This is a genomic window from Halomonas sp. HAL1, from assembly GCF_030544485.1.
Taxonomy (GTDB): Bacteria; Pseudomonadota; Gammaproteobacteria; order Pseudomonadales; family Halomonadaceae; genus Vreelandella; species Vreelandella arctica.
In genome coordinates, this window is sequence record NZ_CP130610.1 from 4,212,988 (window position 1) to 4,233,183 (window position 20,196).

General features: G+C 53.5%; 21 protein-coding genes. 1 reads left to right on the forward strand and 20 read right to left on the reverse strand.

Going from position 1 to position 20,196, the window contains the following annotated elements:
- Nucleotides 1-21: 21 nt before the first annotated feature.
- Complete coding sequence (locus tag Q3Y66_RS19600) at nt 22-822, reverse strand: undecaprenyl-diphosphate phosphatase (RefSeq protein ID WP_008959067.1); 801 nt, start codon at nt 820-822, stop codon at nt 22-24.
- Between the two features lie 217 nt (nt 823-1,039).
- Between Q3Y66_RS19600 and Q3Y66_RS19605 the strand changes: the two genes are divergently transcribed.
- Entirely contained in the window at nt 1,040-2,233 is a 1,194-nt protein-coding gene (locus Q3Y66_RS19605; RefSeq protein ID WP_008959068.1) for a cation diffusion facilitator family transporter, read from the forward strand.
- A 38-nt stretch (nt 2,234-2,271) separates the two neighbouring features.
- On the opposite strand, the gene mgtE is transcribed toward Q3Y66_RS19605, so the two are convergent.
- From mgtE to argC, 19 genes are all read right to left on the reverse strand, one after another.
- Entirely contained in the window at nt 2,272-3,648 is a 1,377-nt protein-coding gene (mgtE, locus tag Q3Y66_RS19610; protein ID WP_008959069.1) for a magnesium transporter, read from the reverse strand.
- Nucleotides 3,649-3,822: 174 nt separating this feature from the next.
- Entirely contained in the window at nt 3,823-4,251 is a 429-nt protein-coding gene (locus tag Q3Y66_RS19615) for a F0F1 ATP synthase subunit epsilon (RefSeq protein WP_008959070.1), read from the reverse strand.
- A 24-nt stretch (nt 4,252-4,275) separates the two neighbouring features.
- Nucleotides 4,276-5,655: a F0F1 ATP synthase subunit beta gene (gene atpD / locus Q3Y66_RS19620; protein WP_008959071.1), complete on the reverse strand. Its 1,380-nt coding sequence runs from the start codon at nt 5,653-5,655 to the stop codon at nt 4,276-4,278.
- A gap of 74 nt (nt 5,656-5,729) precedes the next feature.
- Complete coding sequence (atpG, locus tag Q3Y66_RS19625; RefSeq protein WP_008959072.1) at nt 5,730-6,617, reverse strand: F0F1 ATP synthase subunit gamma; 888 nt, start codon at nt 6,615-6,617, stop codon at nt 5,730-5,732.
- 68 nt (nt 6,618-6,685) lie between these two features.
- Entirely contained in the window at nt 6,686-8,230 is a 1,545-nt protein-coding gene (gene atpA, locus Q3Y66_RS19630) for a F0F1 ATP synthase subunit alpha (RefSeq protein ID WP_008959073.1), read from the reverse strand.
- Nucleotides 8,231-8,246: 16 nt separating this feature from the next.
- Nucleotides 8,247-8,783 carry a F0F1 ATP synthase subunit delta gene (locus tag Q3Y66_RS19635; RefSeq protein ID WP_008959074.1) on the reverse strand — a complete coding sequence of 179 codons (537 nt, stop codon included), beginning with the start codon at nt 8,781-8,783 and terminating at the stop codon, nt 8,247-8,249.
- 11 nt (nt 8,784-8,794) lie between these two features.
- The gene (locus Q3Y66_RS19640) at nt 8,795-9,265 is read right to left on the reverse strand and encodes a F0F1 ATP synthase subunit B (RefSeq protein ID WP_008959075.1); all 471 of its coding nucleotides are present in this window, start codon (nt 9,263-9,265) and stop codon (nt 8,795-8,797) included.
- Between the two features lie 76 nt (nt 9,266-9,341).
- On the reverse strand, nt 9,342-9,569 hold the full coding sequence (gene atpE, locus Q3Y66_RS19645) for a F0F1 ATP synthase subunit C (protein ID WP_008959076.1): 228 nt from the start codon (nt 9,567-9,569) through the stop codon (nt 9,342-9,344).
- A 75-nt stretch (nt 9,570-9,644) separates the two neighbouring features.
- Nucleotides 9,645-10,472, reverse strand: coding sequence for a F0F1 ATP synthase subunit A (atpB, locus tag Q3Y66_RS19650; protein ID WP_008959077.1), 828 nt, complete (start codon nt 10,470-10,472; stop codon nt 9,645-9,647).
- Nucleotides 10,473-10,504: 32 nt separating this feature from the next.
- The gene (locus Q3Y66_RS19655) at nt 10,505-10,939 is read right to left on the reverse strand and encodes an ATP synthase subunit I (protein WP_008959078.1); all 435 of its coding nucleotides are present in this window, start codon (nt 10,937-10,939) and stop codon (nt 10,505-10,507) included.
- Between the two features lie 175 nt (nt 10,940-11,114).
- Nucleotides 11,115-12,044, reverse strand: a complete 930-nt coding sequence (locus tag Q3Y66_RS19660) for a ParB/RepB/Spo0J family partition protein (protein WP_008959079.1) — start codon at nt 12,042-12,044, stop codon at nt 11,115-11,117.
- A 61-nt stretch (nt 12,045-12,105) separates the two neighbouring features.
- Nucleotides 12,106-12,873, reverse strand: coding sequence for a ParA family protein (locus Q3Y66_RS19665; RefSeq protein ID WP_008959080.1), 768 nt, complete (start codon nt 12,871-12,873; stop codon nt 12,106-12,108).
- 35 nt (nt 12,874-12,908) lie between these two features.
- Nucleotides 12,909-13,568, reverse strand: coding sequence for a 16S rRNA (guanine(527)-N(7))-methyltransferase RsmG (gene rsmG / locus Q3Y66_RS19670; RefSeq protein ID WP_008959081.1), 660 nt, complete (start codon nt 13,566-13,568; stop codon nt 12,909-12,911).
- The gene (mnmG, locus tag Q3Y66_RS19675; RefSeq protein WP_008959082.1) at nt 13,565-15,469 is read right to left on the reverse strand and encodes a tRNA uridine-5-carboxymethylaminomethyl(34) synthesis enzyme MnmG; all 1,905 of its coding nucleotides are present in this window, start codon (nt 15,467-15,469) and stop codon (nt 13,565-13,567) included. Before mnmG ends, rsmG begins: the two co-directional genes overlap by 4 nt.
- Nucleotides 15,470-16,060: 591 nt before the next feature.
- Nucleotides 16,061-16,819 carry an amino acid ABC transporter ATP-binding protein gene (locus Q3Y66_RS19680; RefSeq protein WP_008959083.1) on the reverse strand — a complete coding sequence of 253 codons (759 nt, stop codon included), beginning with the start codon at nt 16,817-16,819 and terminating at the stop codon, nt 16,061-16,063.
- A gap of 23 nt (nt 16,820-16,842) precedes the next feature.
- The gene (locus tag Q3Y66_RS19685) at nt 16,843-17,514 is read right to left on the reverse strand and encodes an amino acid ABC transporter permease (protein ID WP_007112208.1); all 672 of its coding nucleotides are present in this window, start codon (nt 17,512-17,514) and stop codon (nt 16,843-16,845) included.
- Nucleotides 17,515-17,632: 118 nt separating this feature from the next.
- Entirely contained in the window at nt 17,633-18,409 is a 777-nt protein-coding gene (locus Q3Y66_RS19690) for a transporter substrate-binding domain-containing protein (RefSeq protein ID WP_008959084.1), read from the reverse strand.
- 147 nt (nt 18,410-18,556) lie between these two features.
- Nucleotides 18,557-18,910: an iron-sulfur cluster insertion protein ErpA gene (gene erpA, locus Q3Y66_RS19695; protein ID WP_008959085.1), complete on the reverse strand. Its 354-nt coding sequence runs from the start codon at nt 18,908-18,910 to the stop codon at nt 18,557-18,559.
- Between the two features lie 126 nt (nt 18,911-19,036).
- On the reverse strand, nt 19,037-20,071 hold the full coding sequence (gene argC, locus Q3Y66_RS19700) for an N-acetyl-gamma-glutamyl-phosphate reductase (RefSeq protein ID WP_008959086.1): 1,035 nt from the start codon (nt 20,069-20,071) through the stop codon (nt 19,037-19,039).
- Between the last annotated feature and the right edge of the window lie 125 nt (nt 20,072-20,196).

Here is a 20,196-nt window from a genome sequence, read left to right on the forward strand (position 1 = left end):
CATTTTTTTGAAAAAAAGCTGTTAAAAATAAAAGAACCACAGCAGCCAAGCGCCAAACAATACGCGATAAATAACAAACGGCTGCATCCCCAATTTTTTGATGATGACTAGGAAGTAGTGGATACACAGGTACGCGCTGACCCCGGACAGGAACGTACCCACTAGCATCGCTAACCAATCAATCGACTCCGATGCGTTAAAAAGGCCTAATGCTTCCAAGCCACCGGCCAACACAATCACCGGAATCGACAGCAAAAAAGAGAAACGTGAGGCGCCTTCCCGGCTCATTCCCACCATTAAAGCCGCCGTAATAGTAATGCCCGAGCGCGAAGTGCCCGGAATTAGCGCCAGCGCCTGGGCACCGCCAATAATCAGTACATCCTTCAAACACAATTGATATTCGCTGCGCGTTCCCCCTTTTCGCCAATCGGCATACCCCAACAATAGACCGAAACCAATTAAACTGAAGCCAATTATCAGCGTAGAGCGCATATAGTGAGAAATAACATCGTGCAGTACTAAACCAATAATACCCACGGGGATCGTGGCTAATGTCACCCAAAAGGCGAGCCGTGCATCATCGTTCACGCCTTTACCGCGCATAGCAGCTAGGCTGCTGGTCATCATCTGCCAAATTTCGTGGCGAAAATAAAGTATTACCGCGGAGAGGCTGCCCAAATGCAGCGCCACATCAAAGGCTAAACCTTGATCTTCCCATTCTGTCAGCACAGGCACCAAAATCAGGTGAGCAGAGCTTGAAACGGGTAAAAATTCAGAAATCCCCTGCACAACCGCTAACACCACCACCTGGAGCCAATCCATAAATAATCCTGTGTAGAGTCACAATTTGATGGTTTTCAATGGGGCTTAAGGATACACATCCACCAATTCTTTGTCCGCCATTGCCTTGCTGATATTAACCGCTACAGCCACTGAAAAAGTGCTGTTTCACCATCCAAAGGCAGTGGACGCTATAGAGGATATAAGGAGTGCGCTACAATGGGCATCTATTGAATGCGTGCTTCCTTGCAAGGTACCCATGACTCAGACCGTTGAAACGCCAGTGGTTCACGATCAAGCGCGACTTAGCCAAGAAGCCAAGCGTGTCACCTACATCGGTGCATGGCTGGACGCCCTGTTGAGTGTCGTTAAAGTCACCATTGGTTTTATGGTCGGCTCAGCGGCGTTGATCGCCGACGGCATTCACTCCCTATCAGATTTAGTCACCGATGGTTTTGTCCTGGCAGCCATTCATTACGGCCGCCAGGAGCCCGATAAAGACCACCACTACGGCCACGGCCGAATCGAAACCCTGACTACCCTATTGCTGGGAAGTGTGCTGATCTTCGTGGCTGGCGGTATTGCCTGGTCGAGCCTGGATCGCCTGTTTAGCGGTACTGCCGTTAACGCGCCTGGTATGCTGGCGATTGTCATCACGGTGATTGCGCTGCTCAGTAAGGAGTGGATTTTTCGCTACACCATGCGGGTGGCCAAGCGGGTAAAGTCAAAATTGCTCGAAGCCAATGCCTGGCACTCGCGCAGCGATGCCTTATCCACCGCCGTGGTGCTGGTAGCCCTGGTAGGCGCTCAGTTTGGTTTGGGCTGGCTGGATGCCGTCGCTGCTATCATCGTGGGCTTATTGGTCGGTAAGGTAGGCCTGGACTTGCTGTGGGAGTCGGCCCGCGAGCTGGTCGATACCGCGCTGCCGGTAGATGTTCAGGATCAGATGCACGATGTGGCTTGCAGCGTTCCGGGTGTGGATAGCGTTCATGATCTGCGCACCCGCCAGTCGGCGGGCTGGGTCATGGTTGATCTACACGTGGTGGTAGGACCCAAAATCACCGTCTCCGAAGCCCATGAGATCGGTAACGAAGTGAGCCGCCGCCTGCGCCACGAATTCCCTGCTTTAACCGATGTGATCTTCCACGTTGACCCCGAAGACGACGCCGGTGCGGGCGATCCCAGCCGCCTTCCCGGCCTTCCGCTGCGACCTGAAGTAGAGGCCGCGCTAGATGCCCGCTGGTATAAGCACCCAGTCTGGCGAACGCTAAACGAGCTGCAGTTGCACTACCTGGACGATAAGGTCTCGGTATCGCTGATTATTGCTGATGCAGTGCATCAACCGCCTCAGTGCCTCGCTAGCCAGTTGAAGGCACTGGCCAGCGATATCGAGTGGCTGGGTCACGTCGAAGTGCTGTTTATCACCCGCGCCGCAAGTAGCTCTATGCGCTAACCTCTAGATCCTTACACTGTGCTTATGTGAGCAGTTTTTTAAGAGAGTAGCAAAGTGGCGATGCTGAAGTAGATCACTACCCCCGAAGCATCAATAAGCGTGGTCACTAGCGGTGCTGAGGCCGTGGCAGGGTCAACCTTAAAGCGCTCTAGCACGAACGGCAGGCACATCCCCAGCAGGCTGCCGAACAGAACAATGGTGACCATGCTGAGCGCGACCACCATCGCTAGAGCTTCACCGCCGCGCATGATGCCTATTGGTGTCACCGCAATGGCCATGGTGATACCTAACGCCCCTGCAACAAGAAGTTCTCGGCCGAGTAATTTTCCCCAATCTTTAACGCCTACATCGCCAGTTGCCATACCACGTACCATCAACGTAGCCGCTTGAGCACCCGCATTACCGCCACTCCCGATCAACAGCGGTAAAAAGAATACCAGCGCTACCTGGGCGGCAATAGTCTCTTCAAAATAGGCAATCCCGGCACCCGAAAACAGGTTGGCAAAAACCAGCAATACCAGCCAAAACACCCGCTTACGGTAAAGGCTCCAAAGCTTTACACGGCTAACGCCGTCCTCCAGTTGGCCGATCGACATGCCTTTGTGGAAATCTTCGGTGGCCTCGGATTCGGCGACATCCATGGCGTCATCGTGGGTCACAATGCCGACCATACGATCATCGGCATCAATCACCGGCAGCGCTAACAGGTCGTACTTCGCCACAATACGCGCGACGTCTTCCTGAGCGTTATCGACCCGCGTGCTGATAACATCTTTGATCATGATGTCATCGACGATGGCACCAGGACGCGCCACCATCAGTTGGCGTAATGACATGGTACCAATCAGCTCACCGTCACTATCCAGGATATAGAGCTGATAGACCGTCTCTGCATCGGGCGCGGTCTGGCGTACCCGCATCATCGCTTGCGACACCGTCATGCCACTGGCTATGGACACATAGTCAGAGGTCATGATGGCGCCTGCGGTGCCCTCTTCGTAGCTGGCAAGCCGCTTTAGGTCTTCCCGCTCGCGGTGAGCCATGCGACGCAGCAATGCTTCACGCCGGTCTTCACTGAGTAGATTAAACAGGTCGGCACGTTCGTCCGAGCCCATCTCTTCGAGCAGCTTGAGTACCTGGCTATCGTCCAGCTCCCCGACTACCTCAAGCTGGCTCTCACCGGGCAGATAGCCCAGCACATTGGCTGCCCGTTCGGCAGAGAGGATATCCAGCAGAGCGAGCGCCGCAGGTAGCTCTTCGTCATCCTCGATCATCTCTTCGAGCACTTCACCGATATCCGCTGAGCGGGTTTCGGCCAAACGCAAAGAGAGCACCGATTTACTAGGCACTTCCTTGGCCAACTCGTCGAGTAGTTCGGCTTTTAATTGCTGTAGGCTTTCATCGTTAAGCGCCATGGCTCTCCCCTTCACACTGACAAACGTCGTGCTGCCGACTTAATCCATTACAAAATCCATTACCTAACTCATCATACTTACTTATATTACTATCCTTACTACCCAACAAAAAAACGCCCCTTAAACCCTGATAACGGGCTTAAGGGGCGCTGTACCACGCCAAACGCGTGGGTATTAGCCTTTACCCGCCTTTTTACGCAGCTGCTGAATCGTTCGCAGCTGAGCAACGGCTTCGGCAAGTTCAGCGGCCGCTCGAGTATAATCAAGCTCCGATGACTTATCGTTAAAGGCTTTCAGCGCTTGCTGACGCGCTTCTTCGGCAGCAGCCTCATTGAGGTCGCTGGCCCGTGATGCGGCATCAGCCAGTATCGTTACCACATCCGGCTGGACTTCCATGAAGCCGCCAGTGACGTAGAAGTTCTCTTCTGCGCCACCATCATAGATCACGCGAACCGGACCCGGCTGAAGCTCAGTCAGCAGCGGAGCGTGACCTGGCAAAACGCCCAGATCACCCATCACCCCGGAAGCAATCACCTGCTCAACGGTACCTGAGAAGATGGATGCTTCAGCGCTGACGATATTGCAAGTAAAGCTATTCGCCATAGCGAATCCCCCTCATGGACGGGATTACTTCTTCATCTGGTTGGCTTTCTCGACGGCTTCGTCGATTGAACCGACCATGTAGAAGGCCTGTTCCGGCAATTCGTCGTATTCACCAGCCAAAATACCCTGGAAGCCACTGATGGTGTCTTTCAGCGACACATACTTGCCTGGTGAACCAGTGAACACCTCAGCTACGAAGAACGGCTGCGACAAGAAGCGCTGGATTTTACGCGCCCGAGATACGGCTAGCTTGTCTTCATCAGACAGCTCATCCATACCCAGAATGGCGATGATATCCTTAAGCTCTTTATAGCGCTGAAGAACGTTCTGCACACCGCGAGCGGTCGCATAGTGCTCTTCACCGACAACCAACGGATCCAGCTGACGTGAGGTGGAGTCGAGCGGATCGATCGCCGGGTAGATACCCAGTTCGGCGATAGAACGCGCCAGTACCACGGTCGCATCCAGGTGGGAGAAGGTGGTCGCCGGCGACGGATCGGTCAAGTCATCCGCGGGCACGTATACGGCCTGTACGGAAGTGATTGAACCGGTTTTCGTCGAGGTAATACGCTCCTGCAGAACGCCCATCTCTTCAGCCAGCGTCGGCTGATACCCTACCGCTGACGGCATACGGCCAAGCAGTGCCGATACTTCGGTACCTGCCAGGGTGTAGCGGTAGATGTTATCGACGAACAGTAGAACATCGCGGCCTTCATCACGGAATTTCTCAGCGATGGTCAGGCCCGTCAGCGCCACGCGCAGACGGTTACCCGGCGGCTCGTTCATCTGACCGTAAACCAGCGATACCTTATCGATAACGTTGGATTCCGTCATTTCGTGATAGAAGTCATTACCCTCACGCGTACGCTCACCCACACCGGCAAATACAGAGTAGCCGCTGTGCTCGGTAGCGATGTTGCGGATAAGCTCCATCATGTTAACGGTTTTACCGACACCGGCACCGCCGAACAGACCAACTTTACCACCCTTCGCAAACGGGCAGACCAAGTCGATCACCTTGATGCCGGTTTCCAGCAGCTCGTTAGAGGCTGCCTGGTCGGCATAGCCCGGTGCTTTACGGTGAATCGGCATACGCTCTTGCTCGCCGATCGGTCCTGCTTCGTCGATCGGCTCGCCGAGTACGTTCATAATACGGCCCAGTGTTTCCTTACCTACCGGTACGGAAATAGCAGCACCTGTGCTGGTCGTTGCCATGCCACGCTTCAAGCCCTCAGTGGAGCCCATGGCGATGGTGCGCACCACGCCGTCGCCCAGCTGCTGCTGGACTTCGAGGATGGTCTCAACATCGGAGACCTTCAGCGCGTCGTAGACCTTGGGCACAGAGTCCCGCGGAAACTCTACGTCAATCACCGCGCCGATGATTTGTACGATACGTCCGCTCATCTTGGTTCCTCTCTAAAACCTGCAAATGAAACCTGTCTGCCGGGAGCCGCTTAAAAGAGTCGGCTCCCTAGGCGTTATACGGCAGCAGCGCCGCCGACGATCTCAGAAATTTCCTGGGTAATGGCAGCCTGACGGGCCTTGTTATAAACCATCTCCAGATCGTCGATCAGGCCGCCTGCGTTGTCGGTGGCACTTTTCATAGCGATCATTCGAGCGGCTTGTTCACAAGCGCCATTTTCCACTACCGCCTGATACACCTGCGATTCGATGAAACGAACCAACAGGCTATCGAGCAACGCCTTGGCATCCGGTTCATACAGGTAGTCCCAGCTTCCGGGACGGGCGTTTTCGTCGTCTTGCTCAGCGTCTGCGCCCATATCGGGCGACAGGGGAAGAAGCTGACGAACCACTGGCTTTTGCGTCATGGTATTCACAAACTCGTTGTGCACCACGTACAGCCGGTCGAGACGTCCTTCGTCGTACGCTTCGAGCATGACCTTAATACTGCCAATCAAGCCTTCTACCGTCGGGGCTTCACCTAATCCACTTTTCGCTGCCACCAAATTACCGCCGTAATTGCGGAAAAAGGTGCTCGCCTTGGCGCCAAGGGCACAAAAATCCTGCTCGACACCTTGCTGTTTCCAGCTAACGGCTTCTTTCAGTAAGGCTTTGAAAAGATTGTGGTTCAAGCCACCGCACAGACCGCGGTCAGTGGATACCACAATGTAGCCAACACGCTTAACCTCGCTACGCTCGACCATATAGTCGTGCTTGTACTCAGGGTTCGCGTTGGCTAAGTGGCCAACCACATTACGGATCTGCTTAGCGTAAGGCTGACTAGCTCTCATCAGATCTTGCGCTTTACGCATTTTCGATGCAGCCACCATTTCCATGGCGCTGGTGATCTTCTGCGTATTTTTAATGCTCCCGATTTGGGTGCGTATCTCTTTTGCAGCTGCCATAGCGATCTACCCTTCGTTCGTGGCTCTCAGAAAGCATGCAAACCCGCCCATTACAGGCGGGCCAGACATTACCAGCTCTGAGTCGCCTTGAACTTCTCGAGACCCGACTTCAAGCCGTCTTGAATCTCACCGTTGTAGTCGCCGCTCTGGTTGATCTTGTCGAGTAGATCACCATGTTCAGACTTCATGTAGTCGTGCAGGGCACGCTCAAAGTCCAACACTTTGTTGACTTCGACATCGTCCAGATAACCTTCGTTGGCGGCGTACAGCGAAAGCGCCATTTCAGCCACTGACATCGGCGAGTACTGGTTCTGCTTCATCAACTCGGTAACACGCTGACCGTGTTCGAGCTGCTTACGCGTGGCTTCATCAAGGTCAGACGCGAACTGCGAGAAGGCCGCCAATTCACGGTACTGAGCCAGTGCCAGACGTACGCTGCCGCCGAGCTTTTTGATGATTTTGGTCTGCGCCGAACCACCGACACGAGAAACCGAGAGACCTGCGTTAATCGCCGGACGAATACCGGAGTTAAACAGGTTGGTTTCCAGGAAGATCTGACCATCGGTGATCGAGATGACGTTGGTCGGAACGAACGCAGAAACGTCGCCACCCTGGGTTTCGATGATTGGCAGCGCGGTTAAGGAACCGGTCTTACCTTTCACTTCACCGTTGGTGAACTTCTCAACGTAGTCGACGTTAACCCGCGCAGCACGCTCAAGTAGACGTGAGTGGAGATAGAAAACGTCACCAGGATAAGCTTCACGGCCCGGCGGACGACGCAGCAGCAGCGATACCTGACGGTACGCAACGGCCTGCTTGGAAAGGTCGTCATACACGATGAGTGAGTTTTCACCGCGGTCGCGGAAGTACTCGCCCATGGTGCAACCAGAGTAAGGTGCCAGGAACTGCATCGGCGCCGGGTCGGCGGCACCAGCGGCAACGACGATGGTGTGTTCCATCGCGCCGTGCTCTTCGAGCTTACGTACCACGTTAGCAATGGTCGACTGCTTCTGACCAATCGCCACGTAGACACAGGTCACGCCTTTGCCTTTCTGGTTGATGATCGCATCAATGGCAATGGCGGACTTACCAATCTGGCGGTCACCGATGATCAGCTCACGCTGACCACGACCGATCGGCACCATGGCGTCAATGGATTTGAGACCGGTTTGGATCGGCTCATCAACAGACTGACGGGTAATAACACCCGGTGCCACTTTCTCGACGGCGTCGGTCATGGTGGTGTTGATGTCGCCTTTACCATCGATGGGGTTACCCAGCGCATCGACAACACGACCAATCAGCTCGGGACCTACCGGCACTTCGAGAATACGACCAGTACACTTGGCGGTCATGCCCTCTTCGAGCTGTAGGTAGTCACCCAGTACCACGGCACCTACGGAGTCGCGCTCCAGGTTCAGTACCATGCCAAAGATGCTGTTGGGGAATTCGATCATTTCACCAAACATCGCGTCTTCGAGGCCGTGAATTTTCACGATACCGTCGGAAACAGTGACGATGGTGCCCTGATTATGGGCTTCAGATGCGACGTCAAGCTTTTCAATTCGCTGCTTGATGATGTCGCTGATCTCGGAAGGATTCAGTTGCTGCATGCCATGTCCCTCAGACTCAAGCGGTTAGCGCTTCGGAAAGGCGGTTCAATCGACCACGGACCGACCCGTCAATAACGGTGTCGCCAGCACGTAGGATGACACCGCCAATTAGCGACTTGTCCACTTGAGTAGTAATAGAGATTTCGCGATTCAGACGTTTTTTAAGCGCGTTCGCTAGCTTCGTTTCTTGCTCGCTATCTAGCTGATAAGCAGAAGTGACGTTCACTTCAACCCGCTGCTCGTGTTCGGCGCGCAGGTGCTCAAACTGTTCAGCAATCGATGCCAGCACCATCAGGCGGCCTTGGTCAGCCAAGACAGTCAAAAATCGCTGTAAAGCTTTATCCTGTTGTTCAGGAATCAGCTCGACAAGCAGCGACACTTTTTGGCCGCTATCTAGTTTTGGACTGCTTAACCGATGGCGAACGTTAACGTCTGCTACCGCAAAGCTTAAAAAACTCAGCGCTTGTGACCAGCTATCAAGCGCCTCATGATCACGCGCGTATTCAAACGCTGCCTTAGCGTAAGGACGAGCGACGGTCAGTAATTCCGCCATGGTTCACCTCCTTACAGTTCAGCAGCAAGCTCATCAAGTAACTTGCGATGGGCTTGTTCGTCGACCGACGCTTCAAGAACACGCTCGGCACCCATAACGGCGAGATAAGAGACCTGGGCACGAAGTTCATCCTTAGCGCGATTCACTTCTTGCTCAATCTCGGAACGTGCACTCGCTACTAGGCGTTCGCCTTCGGCGCGGGCCTGTTCGCGGGCTTCTTCAACTATCTGGGCAGAGCGCTTATTGGCCTGCTCAAGAATTTGCGAAGCTTGCTCCTTGCTTTCACGCAGCATCTGCTCAGCGCGCTCTTGAGCAAGCTCAAGGTCACGGTTAGCACGGCTAGCTGCGTCCAAGCCATCAGCAATTTTCTTTTGACGCTCATGAAGCGCGTTGCTGATCGGAGGCCACACATACTTTATGCAAAACCAGACAAAGATCGCGAAGGCGATCGTTTGCCCGATTAGCGTCATGTTGATATTCACAGGAATGTACCTCTGACAAGTTCGTGGCGACCGGAGTGAAACAAAACCGAGCGTATAACGCTCGGCTCAGCAGTCATTAACCGGCAACAACGAAGATCAGGTACATTGCGATACCAACACCGATCATCGGAACAGCATCCAACAGACCTGCCATTAGGAAGGTTTTGGTTTGCAGTTGGTCACCCAATTCAGGCTGACGCGCTGTAGCTTCCAACAGCTTGCCACCCAAGATGGCGAAGCCAATGCCGGTACCTAGCGCGCCAAGACCGATCATGATGGAAGCGGCAATGTAGATAAGTTCCATGGTAATGCTCCTAGTTTTTCAAGTTAAAGTCTAAGGTTGAGGGTTAAGGGTGTTGTCTTACAAACAGTGCTTACTTCAGTGATGTTCGTGCGCTGCGCTTAGGTAAACGACGGACAGCACGGTAAAGATAAATGCTTGTAACGTAACGATTAAAATATGGAAAATGGCCCAAGGCACATCCAGCACCCAGATTGCCCAGAAAGGCAACATCGCGATCAGGATAAAGATGACTTCGCCGGCGAACATGTTACCAAATAGACGCATTGCCAAACTGAATGGCTTGACCAGCAACGCGACGATTTCCAATACAAGGTTGAAGGGAATCAATGCCCAATGATTGAAAGGCGTGAAAGACAACTCTTTGGCAAAACCGCCCACACCTTTAACCTTAAAGCTGTAGTAGAGAATCAGGCAGAAAACGCCCAGCGCCATACCCAGGGTGGCATTGACGTCCGTAGTAGGGACGATCTTCATGTAATCCACGCCAAGCTTGGCAAATAAGACCGGGAAGAAATCCACCGGAATTATTTTTAGCGAGTTCATCAGGAATATCCACACGAACAGCGTTAATGCCAATGGGGCAATAATCGGGTTACGTCCTTTGAACGTTCCTTGGATCATGTTCTCGATAAATTCAAACACCATTTCAACCGCATTTTGCAGCCCTGATGGCACCCCAGTAGTGGCCATTTTGCCAGCTTTGCGAAAAATCCAGATAAACAGCAGACCCATGGCGATGGACCAGCCCATGGTGTCTAAGTGAATCGCCCAGAAGCCCATTTCACTTGCTTCTTCTGCAGAGTGCGCCAGCGACCAGCCATTATCGGGGTGGTTACCAAATGTCAGATTCTGCAAGTGGTGCTGGATATAGTAAGTCGTTGAGACTTCGTTTCCTGCGGCCATGGATGTATCACCTCAATCAGTTGTGCAATTTTCTAGGCATTAGCGTTTTTTGGCATTAACCAAGGCGTAAGCCAATGCGTTAGAACAACCGCAACATAAGCGTAAAAAAAGAAAGCAGGGTTTGAGGGGGGCACTGCCACAAATACTGCGACAAACAGTGCCACCGTCAAACCAAACTTGCCTGCTTCGGCACGAAACAAGCGCATCGCTGCCTGTGATGGCCGGGGCGAATGCAAAACACCCATTCGCTTAATAAAAAAAGCGTGAGGCAATAAGGCTACTAACGCCCCTTTCAAAACCGATGATATGCCTCCTACATCGGTATTTAGGTAGGCCATCAGCATACCTAAAAAAGTAATTATCATTTGCGCGATCGTGAGTCGAACGATGTAGGCTCTTCGCCGCTGGGTTTCGTATCGCTGCATAGCTTTCTGAATCAATACCCAGTCGCTGAATAAAATCGTCATACATCGACAAACGTATTCCTAGACAAACACAGACAACCTGCACAAATCTTGCGCGATTATAGGGAAGCGCTATCACACCTTCAACCGAAGTCGCACCGATTTTGCCCGCTAAGAGGTCGATTTGCGACCAAAGAGGTAAAACGTGGTCACTTCTTACGCGATATTGAATAGCCTGCTATTTAATATGATTTAAGATGCCGTCCAACTCTTCAAGGCTCGTATAGCGTATCGTTAATTTACCTTTGCCTTTTTGACCATGGTCAATAGAGACGGGAGCACCGAGCAGCTCACCAAGATGTGTTTCCAGTTTTGCCACATCGGGCTGTTTGTTTGGACGGCTAGGCGTTTTGATGGGCGCTTGGCTGGTCTGCACTTTTTTCACCAGCGCTTCGGTTGCCCGAACGGTCATGTCGTTATTGACCACTTCATGGGCCACTTGCCGCTGCTGGGCGCTATTTAACGTTAGCAACGCCCGCGCATGGCCCATATCCAAATCACCACGTTCGAGCAGGGTTTGTACTTCGGGGTCTAGCGCCAGCAGGCGCAACAGATTAGCCACCTGAGTGCGCGATTTCCCCACCGCGTCGGCTATCTGCTGCTGAGTAAGCTCGAACTCTTCACCAAGACGCTTGAGTGCCATGGCTTCTTCAATAGCGTTAAGATTTTCACGCTGGATGTTTTCGATTAACGCCAGTGCCAAGGCGACTTCATCGCTGACATCGCGAATAACGGCCGGAATAACGTCCAGCTCAGCCAGCTGTGCGGCACGCCAGCGGCGCTCACCGGCAATAATTTCGTAGCGGTCGACACCGATCGGGCGCACCACGATAGGCTGCATGACGCCCTGGGCACGAATGGAATCTGCCAGTTCTTCTAGCGCTTCGGGCTGAATATCGCGGCGCGGCTGATATTTACCCCGCGTTAGTTGCCCTAACGGCAGGCGTTCAAGGCGATCTTCGGTAACGTCTTCAGCCGCGGCGCTACGCGCTGCGTCAGTAAGCTCCAAAGGCGTACCGCTACCGGCAAGTTCCAAGCTGTCACGGCGACGGGCACCGGCACCAATCAGGGCATCCAGGCCACGTCCCAGCGCGGGTTTACGCGTCATTCGCTTTCCCTCATTTTTTCAGCGCCCCTTTTTTGAATTGAAGAGTTGAAGTGAAGAGTGGTTACAGTGAAAGACGACGAATCATCTCTTTGGCTAGTACGCGGTAGGCCTGGCTACCCCGGGAGAACCGGGCATATTGCGTCACGGGCAGCCCGTGGCTTGGCGCTTCGGCAACTTTTACGTTACGCGGGATGGTCGTTTTCAATAGCATATCGCCAAAATAGTCACGTAGCTGCTTATCCACTTCCCGCGTTAAACTGGTGCGCTTGTCGTACATGGTGCGCAAAATGCCTGCAATCGCTAGGTCAGGATTCACATTTTGCTTAATCTGCTCAACGGTATCGAGCAGTGCCGATAACCCTTCTAACGCATAGAACTCACACTGTAGTGGGATCAATACGCTGTCAGAAGCCGTTAACGCATTCACGGTAAGCATGTTCAACGAGGGTGGGCAGTCAATAAGCACCACATCGTACTCACTGGAGACCGAGGCAAGCGCGGTGGTTAAGCAGCTTTCACTTTTCTCGCGGTCTAATAGCTCGACTTCAGCGGCGGTGAGATCACCGTTCCCCGGCAGTACGTCATACTTGACCGCCAGCTTTTTAACAATCGTTTCAGCAGCCGTTGCTTCGCCCAACAGTACATCAAGCACGCTTTTATCGAGCTCATATTTATCGATGCCGCTGCCCATGCTGGCATGGCCTTGGGGGTCAAGATCCACCAACAGCACACGACGGTCGAGCGCAGCGAGACTGGCCGCCAGGTTAACGGCTGAGGTGGTCTTGCCCACGCCGCCTTTTTGGTTGGTCAGGGCAATGATCTGGCTCACTTACTCAACTCCTTCCTGGGGGGCAGAATCAACATTCAGCTTTCAACATTTAAAATCAGCAGCTGCCGCTGGGCCGCTTCAAAGGGTACTTCCAGCTGATAACGCTTGTGTAAACGAATACCGGGGGGCAGATCGCGCAGTTCATCGTCCGCCCCCGGGCCTTTCATGGCTAGCCACTGGCCATCGGCGCTGGGTAGCTGGCGAGTCAAGGTGACAAAATCCACCAAGCTGGCAAACGCCCGGGAAATCACCTGATCAAAAGTAGCGGCTTGAAACTGTTCTACCCTCGCCTGGACAGGCGTCACGTTTTTAAGACCAAGCTCCATTACCGCTTGACGCTGAAAACGGACTTTTTTGCCATTACTGTCCAACAGCGTTACATCAAGCTCGGGCGCTAAAATGGCCAACACTATACCGGGCAGACCTGGGCCAGCGCCAACATCCAGCAGCCGCGGCCCTTGCACATAGGGCAGAACAACGGCGCTATCGAGCACATGACGCGACACCATGTCGTCCACATCGCGCACCGCTGTGAGGTTATAAGCCCGGTTCCACTTGTGCAACAGTGCCAATAAGCCTAGCAGTTGCTCGCGCTGATGATCGTCAACGCTGATAGCCAACTGGCTAAGCCCTTGATCGAGACGTGGCGCAACGCTTGCAGGCAGAGTTTTCAACAGTGGGTTCAACGAACTCATCCGTTAACTACCTCTGCCGCGGCGACTAACCGGCGCTTTTTCAGATGCACCAACAAAATAGACACAGCCGCCGGGGTGACGCCCGAGATACGCGCCGCATGAGCAAGCGTTTCTGGCCGTGCTTCAGCCAGCTTTTGGCGAACTTCGTTGGACAGTCCCTCTACTTTCAAATAATCCAACTCGGCAGGTAGCGGCGTCGCTTCATGGCGTTTGAGCTTGTCGATCTCATGCTGCTGACGATCGATATAGCCTTGATACTTGGCTTGAATTTGCACCTGTTCGGCCACCGCTGGATCGGTTACCAGGGTGCCTTCGATACCGGGTAGATTGGCCAAATCGCTATAGTTCAGTTCTGGGCGCTTGAGCAGGTCGCTCAGGCGATATTCGTGCGTAAGTGGCGCCCCGGTTTTTTCCGCCACCTGTTCTGCCGCAGGGCTCCCCGGCTGAATCCAAAGTGTATTCAGACGTGCGCTCTCTTGCTCAATGGCTTCGCGTTTTTGGCTAAACGCGGTCCAGCGTGTGTCGTCAACAAGGCCCAATTTTCGCCCCGTTTCAGTTAAGCGTAGATCTGCGTTGTCTTCACGCAGCAGCAAGCGGTATTCCGCACGGGAAGTGAACATGCGGTACGGCTCTTTGGTACCCATGGTGATCAGGTCGTCGACCAGTACGCCGAGATAGGCTTCATCGCGGCGAGGATACCAGGCGTCCAGCTCTTGAGCACGGCGTGCGGCATTCAAACCCGCTAGCAAACCTTGAGCACCGGCTTCTTCGTAACCAGTAGTGCCGTTGATCTGACCAGCGAAAAACAGGTTGTGGATAAATTTTGTTTCCAGCGAGTGTTTTAAGTCTCGCGGATCAAAAAAGTCGTATTCGATGGCATAGCCAGGCCGGGTGATATGGGCATTTTCCAGGCCTTTGATCGAACGCACGACTTGAATCTGCACGTCAAACGGCAGCGAGGTCGAGATACCGTTGGGGTAAAGCTCGTGGGTATCCAGGCCTTCGGGTTCAATGAACACTTGGTGGCTGGATTTATCGGCAAAGCGATGAACCTTGTCTTCGATCGACGGGCAGTAACGGGGTCCAATTCCTTCGATCACACCGGAATACATCGGCGAGCGATCAAGATTCGCCAGAATCAGATCGTGGGTTTGCTGATTGGTGTGAGCAATGTGGCAACTCACCTGCCGAGGGTGCATTTCCCGTGACCCCATGTAGGACATGACCGGTGTAGGGCTGTCACCGGGTTGTTCTTCCAACTGGGAAAAATCCACGGTTTTGGCATTAATACGTGGCGGTGTGCCGGTTTTCAGCCGATCGACGCGAAATGGCAGCGCACGCAGCCGTTCGGCCAGTGCGTTGGAAGGCGGATCACCTGCTCGACCACCCTTGCTTTGATCCAAGCCAATGTGAATCACACCACCCAAAAATGTGCCGGTACACAGCACGACGCTTTCAGCATGGAAGCGAATACCGGTTTCCGTGACAACGCCACGCACGGTGTCGTTATCCACAATGAGATCACCAGCGGCTTGCTGGAAGATGGTCAAGTTGGGCTGGTTTTCCAACATACCGCGGATAGCAGATTTATAGCGGATGCGGTCAGCCTGGGCACGAGTTGCCCGAACGGCAGGCCCTTTGCGGGCATTGAGCACGCGAAACTGGATGCCACCTAAATCCGTGGCAAGCCCCATGGCGCCGCCCAGCGCATCGATTTCCTTAACCAAATGGCTTTTGCCGATGCCGCCAATCGCGGGGTTACACGACATTTGGCCCAGGGTTTCGATGTTGTGGGTGAGCAGCAGGGTCTGACAGCCCATACGAGCAGAGGCCAATGCGGCTTCAGTTCCCGCATGGCCACCGCCGATGACAATCACGTCAAAGCGGTCGGGATAATTCAAGAGGCACCTCGTCTTGCGCCTTTCGGCACGGATGATGTGGCCAGTGCAGTTCTCAGACATGGCCACCTTAGATCAATGAGCCGGCAAGTATAAACCCCCTGTGGGTAACCGTCAGGTTTTTCCACACCCCAAATCACCAACCCTCCGTTATTAATAACAACATAAATATAAAATAAGAGAAGTTCTGTAAATGTTGTAATTACTAGTGTGGACAATTTCTGTGTATAAGCGACTTATCCTTAATATTTTCATGTGCTTATATTGTTGACTTCTACATGTTTGAAGGCGGGAGTGCCTGGGTAGAAGGGGGGTTAAGCCTGTGGATGGAATAGCGCTTTATCCACAGAGTCAATTAAGCACGGCTTATCCACCGGCCAGTACCTGGGTTGTTACCGCACCTGTGAACAACCTCCGCTTGATGTGGAGCTAACGCTAAGCGACGTACATGGTAGGCCTTACGGAGATAAAACCGATCAATGTAAAAAAAGTTTATCCACAGGCAAAAAAATGGCCTGTCGTGTCGACAGGCCAGTAAAAAAGCGTAATTCAGAGCAAATTAGCGGTTATTTTAACGCGTAAAAAGGGCTCAATTTAATGTTTGAGTACGCGAGCAAGGAAGGATTGAGTACGTTCGTGTTGAGGAGAATCGAACAGTTTTTCAGGGTGGCCCTGCTCGGTAATCTCGCCTTTATGGATAAAAATCACCCGGTCGGCGACCTCGCGGGCAAAGCCCATTTCATGGGTGACAATCACCATGGTCATGCCCTCTTTGGCCAGCTCGCGCATGGCATCCAGCACTTCACCTATCATTTCCGGGTCAAGCGCCGATGTGGGCTCGTCAAACAGCATCAGGCGGGGTTCCATCGCCAGGGCGCGGGCGAGTGCGACACGCTGCTGTTGGCCGCCTGAGAGCTGGCTGGGGTACTTGTCGGCCTGATCAGCGATACCTACCCGGTCAAGCAAGCGTTTGGCGTTGCTGACTGCGTCGTCACGGCTTAAACCACGCACTTTCATCGGCGCCAGAGTGACATTATCGATCACGCTGAGATGGGGAAAGAGATTGAATTGCTGAAACACCATACCCACTTCGGTACGGATGGTTTGCAGCGCTTTAGTGCTCTTGCCGTGTGGTAATAGTTCGTTGCTGTCGACCACCAGACTGCCGGACTGAAACTCTTCCAAGCCGTTAATACAGCGAATTAGTGTGGATTTGCCTGAGCCACTGGCACCGATAATCACCACCACTTCACCAGGCACAATCGTCAGATCAATATCGTTGAGTACGTGCAGACTGCCAAAGTGTTTATTGAGCTGCTGCATACGCACAATTGGTTGCGTTGTGTTGCTCATTGTCTCGCTCATTGCGCGTGTCCTTATTGTCCGGCCAGGCCTCTGCGCTCGAGTTGACGCAGGATGATGGAGAGGGTCCAGGTGATTGCCAAGTACATCAGGGCGACCATGAAGTAGACCTCAAGCGCCGTAAAGGTGGTGGCGATATAGATCTGCCCCTGACGCACTAGCTCACCGACGCCTATCACTGAAAACAGTGAGGTGTCTTTGATGCTGATGATGCCCTGGTTACCGAGGGGAGGAATCATGCGCCGAAACGCCTGGGGCCAGATAACGTAGCGAAATGCTTGAGTGCGGGAGAGCCCTAGGGAGAGTGATGCTTCACCCTGGCCGCGTTCAATTGATTGCACACCGCCGCGCACAATTTCTGAAATGTAAGCACCGGAATTAACCGCGATCGCAGCAATACCGGCGACCAACGCGTTAATTGGGCTACCTAATAGTTGCGGCAAGCCGTAAAAAATAAACAGTACTTGTACCAGGATAGGCGTGCCGCGAAATACTTCGACGTAAACGATGGCTGGCCAGCGTAGCCAACGCAGGCGGCTAATACGTAATAGGCCAAAGAATATGCCGATAAAGAATCCGATGGCGAGACCGCCAAACGAGATAAGCAGCGTCCAGGGAATACCCGGCAGCAGATAAGGGATAGACCCAAACGCTGCCGACCAATCAAACTGAAAATTGACGTCCACGCGTAGACTCCTGAAACAAAAAAGCAGATGACAAAAAACACATGAGAAACGCAGCAGGGCCGGGGGTTGTGGCCACCCGGCCCTGTAACAGCGTTACGCTAATAGAGAGCTTTTATACTCACTCTTCGCTAGGCGCTTCACCAAACCACTTGGTGTAGATCTCATCGTAGGTGCCATCTTCGCGCATGGCGGCCAGCGCTTCGTTAGTCGGCTCTACCCACTCACTGCCTTTGTGGAACACGATGCCGTACTGCTGACCTTCATACAGAGGGCCAACAACCTTGGTACGGCCTTCACCGCGAGTTTGCGAGAAGTAAGAGACGTTAGGGGCATCATAGAGCACGGCGTCGACGTTGCGGCCTAGCAGCGCCATGTACATGTCGGCAGTACCTGGGAAGGGGGTGATTTCAGCATCTTCGCCGAGTTCTTGCTGAAGGTAGTCATAACTGGTGGAACCAATTTTGGTACCGACGGCGAGGTCTTGGAGGTCTTCTAGTGTCTCGACGCTGTCGTTATCGGCGCGGACAATGATGCGTAAACCTGAATCGTAGTAGGGGTCGGAGAAGTCAACGACTTCAGAGCGCTCGTCAGTGATGGTGGTACCGGCGATGGCTATCTCTTGACTACCCGTTTGCACGGCGGGAATGATGCCGGAGAATTCCATGGTCGTCAGGTTGACTTCAAAGCCTGCACGTTCGGCGACTTCGTTGATGATATCCATGTCGAAGCCGACCATTTCGCCGGTCTCTTGATCCATCATTTCAAACGGCACAAAGCTTGGGTCAGTGGCCACGTTCACCGATGGCATTTGGGCCATGGCGGCAGTGGCGCTGCCCAATCCCAGTGCGAGAGCGAGTGTGGTTTTGGTTAGGCTGAGTGGTAGTGCAACTTTCATAAGTTTCCCCGTGCTTTATGTGGCTAGTAGCGGGTTTCCGAGCAATGTATGGCGCTCGAATACCCTTTTAGCCGTTATTGACCTATCAACCTTGGCGAGAAACCGTCAGGGCGTCAAGTCACGGGGAGCGTCTTGGGCCAACGCTGTTTAGACCATAAAGGAAGCGCCGCAGCCGCAGGTGGTGGTGGCATTGGGATTTTGAACGCGAAAACGCGCGCCCGCTAAGCCTTCTTCGTAGTCGACCGTGGAGCCCACCAGATACTGGTAAGAGAGGGGGTCGACGACCAGCGCGGCCTCACCGAACTCAATCACAGTATCATCGTCGGCGACATTGTCAGCAAAGTCGAAGCCGTATTGAAAACCCGAACAGCCGCCGCCGGTCACGTAGACCCGCAGTTTGAGTGATGGGTTATTTTCTTCTGCAATCAGTGCGTTAATACGTTTGCGTGCACTATCAGAGAGCAGTAATGGAGTAGGAACAAAGGCTTCTGCACCGCTCATGGGTACCTCCCGCGAGCTTAAAGAACGAATAAATCGGCATTGGGGGGTGATTATGGGTAATTCCCAGCAAATTGGTCAACTATTGCTGGGAATGAGTTGTCTCTGCCTGCTGGTTTTGTGTGGTGTTTAAGGCATTACTGCTGGTGCGGTAAGCCCAGTGTTCTCGTCAAAGCCGAACATCAGGTTGAGGTTTTGTATCGCTTGGCCCGAGGCGCCTTTGACCAAATTATCGATCACCGATAGCACCACGACCGTATTGCCATTGCCGGGGCGATGGACGGCCAAGCGACAAGTATTGATGCCTTTGACACTACGCGTTTCAGGATGACTCCCTGCAGGCATCACATCGACAAACGGCTCATCGGCATAACGGCGTTCAAACAGCGCCTGTAAGTCGCCCGGCTCGCCGGTTAGCTGGCCGTAAAGCGTGGCGTGAATACCGCGGATCATGGGCGTTAAATGGGGCACAAAGGTTAATCCCACTGCGGCTTGCTGTATGTCCCGAAGCCCCTGGCTAATTTCCGGTAGATGACGATGGCCGGAAGCGCCGTAGGCTTTCATCGACTCGCTGGCTTCAGCGAGCAGTGACCCTACTTTTGCGCCACGGCCTGCCCCGGTAACACCGGATTTACAGTCAGCAATCAGTTGGCTTGGGTCGATCAGACCTGCTTCCAACAGCGGTAGATAGCCTAATTGAACGGCCGTGGGGTAGCAGCCGGGCACGGCAATTAAGCGTGCATTTTTGATTTTTTCCCGATGCATTTCCGGTAGGCCGTATACCGCCTCTTGCAACAATTCCGGCGCGCCGTGGGCCTGGTCGTACCAGCGGCTCCACTCGTCGGCATCGCGCAGCCGGAAATCGGCCGACAGATCAATTACCCGAGTGCCATTTTTGAGCAGCTCACCCGCTAGGGCGTGGGCAACGCCGTGGGGTGTGGCAAAAAAGACCGCATCCATGGCACCCAGCTGTTTAGCATCCGGCTCGCTAAACGCTAGCGTGTCGTAGTGGCCGCGCAGGTTAGGGTACATATCGCACACCTTGACGCCCGTTTCCGAGCGCGAAGTAATCGCGGCTACCTCGACGTGGGGATGCTGGGCAAGTAGCCGAAGTAATTCAACGCCGGTATAACCGGTACCGCCAACAATGCCGACCTTAATCACAAATCACTCCTTGCGGGCTACGCAGAACGTTTTCCAGAATAGTTTTTTAGGACAGTTTGCACAGCAACCTATGACAAAACGCTATGTGTTATCAGCCTATGCGGATTGCTGCGGGCTGTCGAAGT